Below are 9,906 nucleotides of genomic sequence, written 5' to 3'. Positions count from 1 at the left end.
TCTCCCCGGATCTCTCTCAATCTCAATCCCGGAGAATTCATGCAGCCGCAAATCGTCACACCGGAGCTGATCGAGACGCTCCGCACCGCCTACCCCAACCAGAGCCTGTTCCAGCTGGAGACGCCCGAGGGCGACGTCTTCATCGTGCGCGGCTCCAGCTGGGACGAGTTCAGCCGCCTGGGCAAGGCGGCAAAGGGCAATGAGCAGCGCCTGGCCCTGGACATCGTGCGAACCTTCGTGGTGCACCCCGCACTGGACGCCAAGGACCTGGAATACAACACGTCCCGGACCTGGGAGCCTGGGCGCATCGCGGCGCTCAGTGAGAAGATCCAGGAGGTCCTGGGCTACTCGAAGGAGATCACGGTAAAAAAGCTCTAAGGGCGGCGCGCGCGGACCTGGAGAGCGTCTGGTACCTGCAGGCCCGCGCCGTGATCGCCCACCGCTTCCCGGCCTACACGTTTGAAATCCTCGACCACCTGCCTTTCGACCGGGTGTTCGAGCTCTGCGTGGCGGCCGAGTGGCTGGGCGAGCAGGAAGCCAAGGCGAGCAAGGCGCCGCAGCGTCCGAACCGGAGACGATAGGAGACGCGCCCGATGTCGATGACCGGTTTCACCAGCGCCATCACCATCAGCGTCTTCGGGACGTCGAACCTGTCGGCCTTCAGCACGGCGTCCAAGCGGCTGGACAAGTTCGCCGGCTCCTTTGAGCAGACGGCCGAGCGCGTGAAGAAGGCCGGCCTGAAGACCATGCTGGTGGGCGCCGGCATCGCGGCCAGCCTGGCCATGCCCATCCTGCAGATGGGCAAGTTTCAGACGGAGATCGCCCGGGTCGGCGGCATCGCGGAGGCCTCAGAAGAGGAGGTCATGGCCATCGGTGACGCGGCCAAGTATCTGGGCGCGCGCAGCCTCTTCACGGCCCAGCAGATTGCAGAAGGCCAGGGCGAGCTGGCCTCGATGGGCCGGACGGCTGCCGAGGTGGCCGACAAAACGGGCATCATGGCCGACACGATTGCCTTTGCCACGGGTCAGCAAGTGGCCATGGCGGACGCCGGCGCCCTCCTCGTCGGCACGCTGAACTCCTACCGGAAGCCGATGTCCGAGGCGACGGCCCTGAGCGACATGTTCACGGCGGCGATGAACAAGACCAACTTGAAGTTCGCCGACATGCAGGAGTCCATGGTCAACACGGCCTCCACGTCGGCCACGTTTGGTCAGTCGACGGAGACCAACCTCGCCCTCCTGGGCATCCTGGCCAACCGCAACGAGGTCGGCGCCCGGGCCGGCACGCGCCTGGCCATGACGATGACGAAGCTCTACACGCAGTCGGGCAAGCTGAAGAAGGGCCTGGGTGTGGAGGCCTACGACCAGGCCACGGGCAAAACCCGGGACTTCATCGAGATCTTCGGCGAGATGAAGGCCAAGCTGGGCAGTCTGTCGGACGAGAAGAAGAACCTGCTCCTGACCGACCTCTTCGGTGCTGAGGGCATCAAGGTCTTCAACATCCTTCTCTCCAGCTCGCGCGAGGAGCTGATGAGTCTGCGCACCTCCATCAGCCAGTCGTCCGGCGCGGCTAAGAAGTTCCAGGACCGGATCCTCAACACTCCCACGGGACACTGGAAGCTGATGATGGCCGCCGTCAACGGCGTGTCCATGCAGATCGGCTCCAACCTCATGCCGCTGGTGATCCCGCTCCTTGGCGCGGTGAAGGGCGTGGCCGAGGCCATCCTGGGCTGGATGGAGGCGCACCCGGCGCTGACCAAGTTCGCAGCTGGCTTCGCCGGCGTGCTGGCCGTCGGGCTCAGCCTGGGCGGCATGCTGCTTTTCGTGGGCGGCGGCATGCTGCACCTAGCGGGCATGGCCATGCGCCTGCCGGCCAAGCTGGGCCAGGTGGCGCTCTCCATGGGGGTCACGAACTCGGCGGCCATCCCGCTGACCGCAAGCCTCAAGGCCCTGGGGCTGGGCGCCCTGAAGATGATCGCCCCCTTCGCTCTGGTGGGCGTGGCGATCTACGGCCTGGTGAAGGCCTGGGACACCAACTTCCTGGGCTTCCGCGATACGGTGGAAGAGGTCTGGTTCGCCGTGAAGCCGGTGGTCTTCGCCATCTGGGGCGGTATCAAGGCCATGGGCGTTGGCATCGCCACGGTCTTCGATGCCACGCTGGGCGCCTTCTGGCGCTTCCTGACCGGCTGGTACAAGGGGGCGATGAGCGGGATCTCGCCCATTCTCTACTTCGCCGGCATGGTGGCCTGGGGTCTGGGCTTCCTGGTCGGGACCCTCCTGCGCGCCTGGAACTGGATCAAGGCCAATCCCATCGTTAGCGGCCTCTTGTTCGTGTCCCTGGCCGCCTTTGCCTGGCCGCTGATCCTGAGCGCAGCCAAGGCCGTGTGGATGTTTGCCACCCAGACGGTGCTGGCCGGCGGGAGGGCTGCCGGTGGGTTTCTGGTGGCCCGCGTGGCTGCCCTGCGGGCGGCGGCGGCCACGCTGTGGGCCGGGCGCAGCTCGCTCATCCTGCGCACCCAGATCGTGGCTGTGGCGGCCGCGACGAAAGCCTGGTCCGTCATTCAGTGGGCCTTCAACGCGGCCCTGTCCGCCAACCCCATCGGCATCGTCATCGGCCTCGTGGCCCTCCTGGCCGCCGGCTTCGTCCTCCTCTACACGAAGGTCGAGCCCGTGCGGACCTTCCTGGACGGCCTCTGGGACGGATTCAAGTCCGGGCTGAACTGGGTGATCGAGAAGGTCAATGGGTTCATCAAGACCGTGAACAGGATCCCGGGCGTGGAGATCCCACTTATCCCCACCCTGGACACGGGCGCGGCGGCCAAGGTCTTGCCAGTAGCCACCAAGGCGGCCCCGGTAGCGGCAGGCGCCCAGGCTGGCATGCCGGGCTTGCTTCACAAAGGCGAGCCGTCCTTCGCACTCACCGGCATGGGCCCGGCTGTGAGCGCCACAAGCCCTCTGTCCTCCGTTCTCGGAGAGGCACCTCGGAGTGGAAAGCTGTCCGCCGTTCTGGAGGACGCCCCCCGCGGCGGCAAGCTGGCTGCGGCGGCCCAGGGCGGGCTTGCAGCCGCCATGTCACCCGAGCTCACTCCAGTCCGGCCTTCCGGCGTCGCTCAGCCCGCCCGGGCCATCACCCGGAACCAGCAGACCACGACGGTGGACCGGCACATCCACGTGGCCAAGATCGAGATCCAGGCTGCCCAGGGCACGCCGGCCACCAGCATCAAGGATCAGCTTCTGGAGGCCCTGCGGGAAGCGGCTGGCCAGGAAGACGGCATCGATGAGGTGAGCTATGCCCAGTAGTCCCATGGGCCCGCCCGCCCCGCCGGTCAGCCTGGCGGCCATTGCCAGCCAGGAACAGGACTTCGTCCAACAGGGCCAGGCGGCCGGATCCGTCACGCGCAACCTGACGGAGATCCCCTTCAGCCTGGGCGGCCTAGTCTTCCCGGTGCCGCCCCGGGCCATGCAGGTCAAGCAGTCGATCAAGATCGACGAGGTGAATATTCCCAAGAAGAGCGGGTCCATTCGCCAGCCGACGGGCTACGAGTCCTCGGAGATCACGGTAGACCTGGAGCTGGTGCCCGAGGAGAGCCTGGATGGCACGCTGATCACCACGCCCCTTGATCGCCTGCGCCCCCTGCAGAAGCTGTTCCGGGATGGCCGCGCCAGCCTGCCCAAGCCCGTGGAGATCATCTCTCCTCTGACCGACCTCTTTGGCATCCGCCAGGTGCTGATCCAGGAGCTCACGGCCGACGAGGACGGAGAGTCGAACTGGATTCCCGTGCATCTGGTGCTCGTGGAGTACGAGTCCATCAAGACCCAGCTCGAACACCAGTCGGCAAGCGCAGGCGCGTCTGATGATGCGGCCGCCCAGGGCGCCGAGGCCATTGAGGGCGACGAGAACCTGGACCGCAACCTGGGCTACGTGCGCGACCAGTTCAACGACGGCATGGCCGAAGGAAGCGGCGAGGCCCCGGGCGACGACATGGACGATCCCGGCTACGAGGACGGTGACGGATGAGCGCCTGGACGCATCCCGTCTATGAGGTGGAGGTTGCCGGCCAGCGCCTGGACCCGGCCGTGGTCTCGTTCTGGGTGCAGGCTCAAGGCAGCGCGGCGGACAGCGGGCGCTTGGTCCTCTCCGACCCGGAAGCCGAGCTGGCACCCACCCTGGCCCGCGGCCAGAAGGCCGTCATCCGCTGGGGTTACCAGGACGACCCTGCTCTCATCGTCATCTTTGAAGGCCTCGTGCGCGCCGTTCAGCCCGACGGCCTCCAGGTGGCCCTGGAGCTCATCGACTACCAGGCCATCCTGCAGGCCCCCGCCCGGCGCATCACGCGCACCTGGGAGCACGTGGCCCCCGCCGAGCTGGCGGGGGACCTCATCGTCGGTACGGGCCTCACCTTGCAGGCGAGCGTGCCCGGCACGCAGATAGACCGCTTCCCCGTCCACAATCTGACGCCCAAGGAAGCCCTGCAGCAGCTCTGCACGTGGCTCTCGCGCGAGACGGGCGAGGACCACCGCTTCCATGTGCGCGCCGGCCAGCTGGTGCTGGGCCCGCCCGATCACGGCCAGGCGCCGGTCTTGGCGCTGGAGACGGGGGTGACCCTCATCGACCGCCGACCGGGCAAGCTCGGCATGACCCTGGTGGAGACGCTCGTGGCGCCCGTCCTGCACAGCCAGGTGGTGACGGTGGGCGGCGCGCGCTTCTTCGTGGAGGAGGCCTTCTACCGCTGGAGTTCCGGCGGCAGGACCCTTCTGCAGGTGGTGCCATGCGCCGCGAGCTGAAGACCCTGGTGGAGCAACTGCGGCCGGACCTGTCCGCCTACATGCGCCTGCCTATCCGGGGGAAGGTGACAGCCGTGGATGCTGCGGCCTACACGGTCAGTGTCCAGCCGGATGACGAGACGCTTTCCTTGCTGCCCCGCTGCGAGATCCTGGCCATTTGGGCCACCACGGCCGCCCGCCTGGTCATCCTGCCCACGGTGTGCGACGCGGTGATGGTGGCCTTTGAGGGCGGGGACCCGAACCGGCCCTTCGTGGTCGGCTTCCTGACGGGCAGCGGGACCGCGGGAAAGGATCTGGTGCTGGAGCAGGGGAAGTCCCGCGTGGTCATCCACGCGGATGGGCTCGTGGAGATCGAGTCGGACGTGAAGGTCCACGTGAAGGCCCCGGCCGTCCACCTGGGCACCAGCGCGGCCGAGCAGGTCATCCTAGGCAACACGTTCCAGTCGCTATTCAACGCGCACCAGCACATCGAGAACAAGGGCCGGCCCACCTCGACGCCAATCGCGCCGCTTTCGGGGTCAGAGCTTTCAAACACCTCTCGGACGGAGTAGCGTAGGGGCATGGCACTGAATCCCCAGCAGTTGGCGGACTTGATCCGCTCCAAGACCGAGCAGCACCTGTCCGGTTTGGATCCGCGCGACCCGGGGAACGCGTCGGCCATCGATGCGGCTCAGACCCTGGCGCTGGCCGAGGCCATCGTCGAGCACATCCAGGCAGCGGCCCAGGTGCTGCCGGGCATCCCGGTGGCCACGAGCGGCAGCCCGGGCTCCCACACGGGTGCCACCACGGCGCCGGGGGTGATCCAGTGAGCCGCTTCCAGACCTTCGACCTCGCCTTCGATGCGGACGGCGACCTGGTGGTGGCGCCGAATGGCGACGTCGCGGCCGCCCAGGACGGCGACGTCCTGGCGCGGGACATCCTGGACCGCCTGGCCTGCCTGCCCGGGGAGCTGCCGGCGCATCCCACGTGGGGCTGCCGGATCAAGAGTCTGCTGGGCGCGCCGGACTCGCCCCGCAGCCGCATGCTGGCCCTGCGCTATCTGCGCGAGGCCCTGGAAGACGAGCCGCGAGTGGAGGATGCCTCCATCAGCATCCAGCCGCTGGCAGCAGCACCGGAGGAGAAGGTCTACCGGATCCGCTTCGCCGAGGTGGGTAGTGACCTCTTGCAGGAATGGGTCTGGGGCTTTGGGCTGTCGGGGAGCTTCACGGTCAGTCAGGGGGAGATCCTGGCATGAAGACCTTCGACGAAGTGTTGGCGGACCTCTTGCAGGCCGTCGTGACCAAGACCCCCTTCACAAACCTCAACGTGGGCGCCGGCCTGCGCGGCATCCTGGAAGCGGTGGCATCCGGCATCGCGGGCCTCTACCAGCTCATCCGGACAGTCTCCAGCGCCCTCTTCATCCAGACGGCCGAGGGCACATGGCTGGACCTGAAAGTGCGCGAGGTGGGCATTCGGCGCCTCTCTGCCAAGAAGGCCCGCGTGCGCCTCACGTTCGGCCGCAGCGCCCCGGCCACCCAGGACACGCTCATCCCCGCCGGCACCATCGTGCGCAGCCGCAAGGACGTGAGCGGCCGCAGCCTGCGCTTCGTGACGGACGAAGCATTCACCCTGGCCACGGGCCAGACAAGTGTGGTGGTGACGGCCACGGCCGAGGAGGCTGGCTCCATCGGCAACGTGGGCCCGGGGACCATCAGCCTCATCGTGACGACGGTCTCGGGCATTGAGACGGTGATCAACCAGGACGTGGGCGCGCTCTCCTACCTGGTGGAGGAGGGCGCGGACCCTGAGTCCGACCGGGCCTTGCGCGAGCGCGCCATCCTCAAGTGGGACACCCTGGGCGTCGGCGGCACGCGCGGCGCCTACCAAGCCTGGGCCCTTTCCGTGCCCGGCGTGAAGGCCGCCATGGTGCTGGACGATGCGCCCTACGGCCCGGGAACCGTGGGCCTCGTCGTCCTGGGCACGGACGGCGTGCCCACGCCCCAGCTTCTCTCTGACGTGGCCACCTATGTGCGCCCTCGGCAGCCCCTCACTGCCCAATTGACGGTGACAGGCGCCGTGGTGGCAAAGGTTCCGCTCTCTCTCACCCTCTGGCGCTTCGCCACGGCAGACGAGGCGACCGTGGATGCGGCTGTGCGCCAGGCCCTGCAAACCTACTCGGACAGTCTGCAGCTGGGCGAGGGCCTCATTCGCGCACGCCTCGTGGCAGCAGTCATGGCCGTGGACGGCGTCTACAACGTGATAGTGGACTCGCCTGAAGCCGACCTGCCTGCCACGCCCATCGAGTACCTGGACATCGATGCCGCGGTGGCCACGCTGGTCCACCGGGTGAAGGGTCGCAGCTACCAGGACCGCCGGCAAGCACCCGAGGGCGAGGCCGAACCGGCGACCCCGGCCATCGACAAGACCGAGTGGAGCTTCTGATGGAGAGCCGCCTGGGACCGTGGCTCGTGCGCATGCTGCCCAGCGTGCGCCGGAAGAAGGATGACAGCATCCTTGCCGGCCTGCTGGACGCCTGGGGCCTCTCCCTGGACGCGGCCAAGGACGCCATCACCCGCCTGCGCCGGCGGGGCTTCGTCTGGCAGCTGGGGGACGGCACGGACCCCTACTACGCGGACGCCCAGCGCGGCCAGGACCTCAACCTGCACGCCCTGGACCGGGGCACGCGGCGCTTGTCTGAAGAGACGGATGCCCATCTCTGGCAGCGCCTGTCCATCCTGCCGGCAGCCCGCCAGTACGCCGGCAGCGCCATGGGGATGAAGTACCTGGTGGAGGACGTGCTGGGCCACACCCTCTCGGCTCTGACCGTTTACGCAGACGACCCGCAAGCGCGCATCGTGCGGACGGCGCTGGACGACAAGGGACAGGTGGAGGTGGAACGGTCGCATCTCTTCAGCTCAGCCGACCAGGCGGACGAGGACACGGACGGGATCCGCCAGACCCGCCTGTTCAGCCAGGCCGACGTGGACATCCGCTTCACTTTCTGGCTGACTGTTGAAACCGCAGCCGCCCTGGACGCCGAGGAAGAGGCCCGTATCATCGAGCTCATCAACGCCGAGAAGCCCGCCCACACGGCGGCTGTCGTGCATTTCGTGGAGGCCTAGCCGTGGACAAGTACCTGTTCTTCTCCGGTGACAAGCCCACGCTTGAGGACGAGAATTTCAGCCGGGACGCACTCATCCAGGCCATCCTGGACCGCACGGGAGACCTCTTCACCGATGGCGTGATCACGGGCTTCAGCCTTGGCAAGGTGGGCAGCGATCTCGTCATCGCCCCTGGCGTGGCGTACCAAGACGGCGAGCGCATTGCCAGCGCGGCACCCGTCACCCAAGGCTGGCCGGCTATCTCCAGTTACGTGTTCGTCGGCTACACGTTGATGGACGGTGCTTCGAAGACCCATTTCGTTACGGGCGAAGCGCACCAAACGCGGCGTGTGCATGGCTTCGCCGTGCGCCTGAGCACGTCCTCTGTGCCAGGGCCCTGCGAGGTGGTGGTTGGTCGCGCCCTGGAAAGCGGCACTGTGGAGGATCTGCGCCCTTTCGCACAGGTGGTGAGCGACCCCCGCATCCACCAGCAGGGCACGGACACGCACACCACGGCGGCGGCCTTCCACGTGGGCTACCAGGATGAGGCGAATCCGGGAAGCCCGGCGCTCACCGTGGCCAATGCTCTGGCCGAGCACCCCGAACTTCTGCTGCTTTTCCGCCACGGCATCCTCAACCTGCAGGATGGGCATGGAGACCGGGTGGTGGAGACGCGGAAGATCCCGTCCAAGCCAGGCACGCCCATTCTCAGCGAGGACAACCTGGCGCTGCAAGTGCTGTCAGAGGCCCCGGAGCGTAGCACGGCGCTGAAAACGGCCCTGGACACCTACATGGCCGCGCGGATCAGCGTGGAAACCCTGACCTCGCATGTGAGCGAGCTGGACGGCTACCGGGCCCTCATCAACGCCAAGCGCCTCTTGGGCTATACGCTGGGCCAGATTCGCGGCACGCAGGCGGTGGGCGGTAGCCTGGACCTGGAGGTGGTGGCGGCCAAACAGCAGGCCATTCTGTCGGGCGCGGCCGGCGTGGGGCGAGAGCAGGGCAGCCTGTCCATCGTGACGGGATCGGCCACGGCCACGGGCGCGGGGACGGCCCTGGGCTCCAGCCTGGAAGGCCAGACCCTCCTCTTGCACGCCGATGGGCTGGTGAAGGAGGTGGTGGTCCAGAGCGTCAACGTACCCCTTCAGACCCTGACCCTCTCCACCCCGGCCGACGCGAGCGAACCTGCCGCTTGGTTCTACCTGGCCAAGCCCTCCACCCTGGGCTTCGGCAGCGATGTGGCCACGGCCCAGGAGATGCTGGCGGCCGTCGATGCCACCAAGGCAGCCAAGAACGCCACCCGCATCGAGGTCCTGCAGACCAAGGCCGGTCATGCGAACACGGTCCTGGAGCTCTTCACGGACGGGCAGGAGGGCCAGGCCGAGGCCTACGCCCTGCGCCTGTCCTGGGACAAGCCGGCGCTGGTGGACTTGGAGGAGATCCGCGGCTACCGCGTGCGGGTCTATGAGCTCAAGCACACGCGTACGCACCTCCCCGCGGCGATCCCCAAGGACGTGCTGGAAAACGTCCACGTGGACCTCATCCACCGGACCCATGAGTCCTCGACCATCCCGAGGCAGAAGCGGGAGGAGGTGCAGGCCGCGGACACGGTAGGAACTGGCTCCACGACCAGCCTCGTGAAAGTGGCCGGCACGGCCGTCTTCCAGCCGGGCACGCGCGTGGAGGTGGGCGGTGTATCGCGCGTGGTCAAGTCCTTCAACTCCTCCACCCGCTCCCTGGAGCTCCTCACCCCGCTGCCTGCCCCACCGGCCATCGGCCAGGCCCTGACGAGTTTCCATTTGACCTGGGACGGCGACATCTGGACCGAACGCCTGCAGTGGTCCATCCGCGGCGGCCAGCACCTGGTGATCTATGTCCAGGCCGTGACCGAGTTCGACGTGGGCGGGGACTGGTCGGCAGGGCTGGAAGTGCTGACGGACGAGCTGGAGAATGCCGCGGGCGAGACCCTGGCCCAGATCCTGGCGCGCCGGCGCAGTCAGGATCGATCCCGTTTCGAAGTGGAGCGTGACCGCATGGCCACG

General features: G+C 67.6%; 11 protein-coding genes. All 11 read left to right on the top strand.

What is annotated here, in order from left to right; all coding sequences use genetic code 11:
• A partial coding sequence (locus WC326_16355; protein MFA7332642.1) for a hypothetical protein occupies positions 1–378 on the top strand: 378 nt, incomplete at its 5' end.
• A 50-nt stretch (positions 379–428) separates the two neighbouring features.
• Positions 429–581, top strand: a complete 153-nt coding sequence (locus WC326_16350) for a hypothetical protein (GenBank protein MFA7332641.1) — start codon at positions 429–431, stop codon at positions 579–581.
• A gap of 12 nt (positions 582–593) precedes the next feature.
• A complete protein-coding gene (locus tag WC326_16345; protein MFA7332640.1) occupies positions 594–3,299 on the top strand; it encodes a phage tail tape measure protein in 2,706 nt (901 codons plus the stop codon).
• On the top strand, positions 3,289–4,017 hold the full coding sequence (locus WC326_16340; protein MFA7332639.1) for a hypothetical protein: 729 nt from the start codon (positions 3,289–3,291) through the stop codon (positions 4,015–4,017). The genes WC326_16345 and WC326_16340 overlap by 11 nt, the downstream gene beginning before the upstream one ends.
• Positions 4,014–4,784 (top strand): hypothetical protein, encoded by a 771-nt coding sequence (locus WC326_16335; protein ID MFA7332638.1) that lies wholly within the window; start codon positions 4,014–4,016, stop codon positions 4,782–4,784. Before WC326_16340 ends, WC326_16335 begins: the two co-directional genes overlap by 4 nt.
• Positions 4,769–5,335, top strand: coding sequence for a phage baseplate assembly protein V (locus WC326_16330; GenBank protein ID MFA7332637.1), 567 nt, complete (start codon positions 4,769–4,771; stop codon positions 5,333–5,335). The genes WC326_16335 and WC326_16330 overlap by 16 nt, the downstream gene beginning before the upstream one ends.
• 9 nt (positions 5,336–5,344) lie before the next feature.
• Positions 5,345–5,593, top strand: coding sequence for a hypothetical protein (locus WC326_16325; protein ID MFA7332636.1), 249 nt, complete (start codon positions 5,345–5,347; stop codon positions 5,591–5,593).
• Entirely contained in the window at positions 5,590–6,018 is a 429-nt protein-coding gene (locus tag WC326_16320) for a GPW/gp25 family protein (protein MFA7332635.1), read from the top strand. The genes WC326_16325 and WC326_16320 overlap by 4 nt, the downstream gene beginning before the upstream one ends.
• Positions 6,015–7,205: a baseplate J/gp47 family protein gene (locus WC326_16315; protein ID MFA7332634.1), complete on the top strand. Its 1,191-nt coding sequence runs from the start codon at positions 6,015–6,017 to the stop codon at positions 7,203–7,205. Before WC326_16320 ends, WC326_16315 begins: the two co-directional genes overlap by 4 nt.
• Positions 7,205–7,885 carry a hypothetical protein gene (locus WC326_16310; GenBank protein MFA7332633.1) on the top strand — a complete coding sequence of 227 codons (681 nt, stop codon included), beginning with the start codon at positions 7,205–7,207 and terminating at the stop codon, positions 7,883–7,885. Before WC326_16315 ends, WC326_16310 begins: the two co-directional genes overlap by 1 nt.
• Positions 7,886–7,887: 2 nt before the next feature.
• Positions 7,888–9,906: hypothetical protein (locus tag WC326_16305; GenBank protein MFA7332632.1), on the top strand; the 2,019-nt coding region annotated here is incomplete at its 3' end.

This window comes from Candidatus Delongbacteria bacterium, from assembly GCA_041675285.1.
GTDB lineage: Bacteria > CAIWAD01 > CAIWAD01 > CAIWAD01 > CAIWAD01 > CAIWAD01.
Note: the sequence above shows the minus strand (reverse complement) of the source record. Positions and strands in the feature narration are given on the sequence as shown.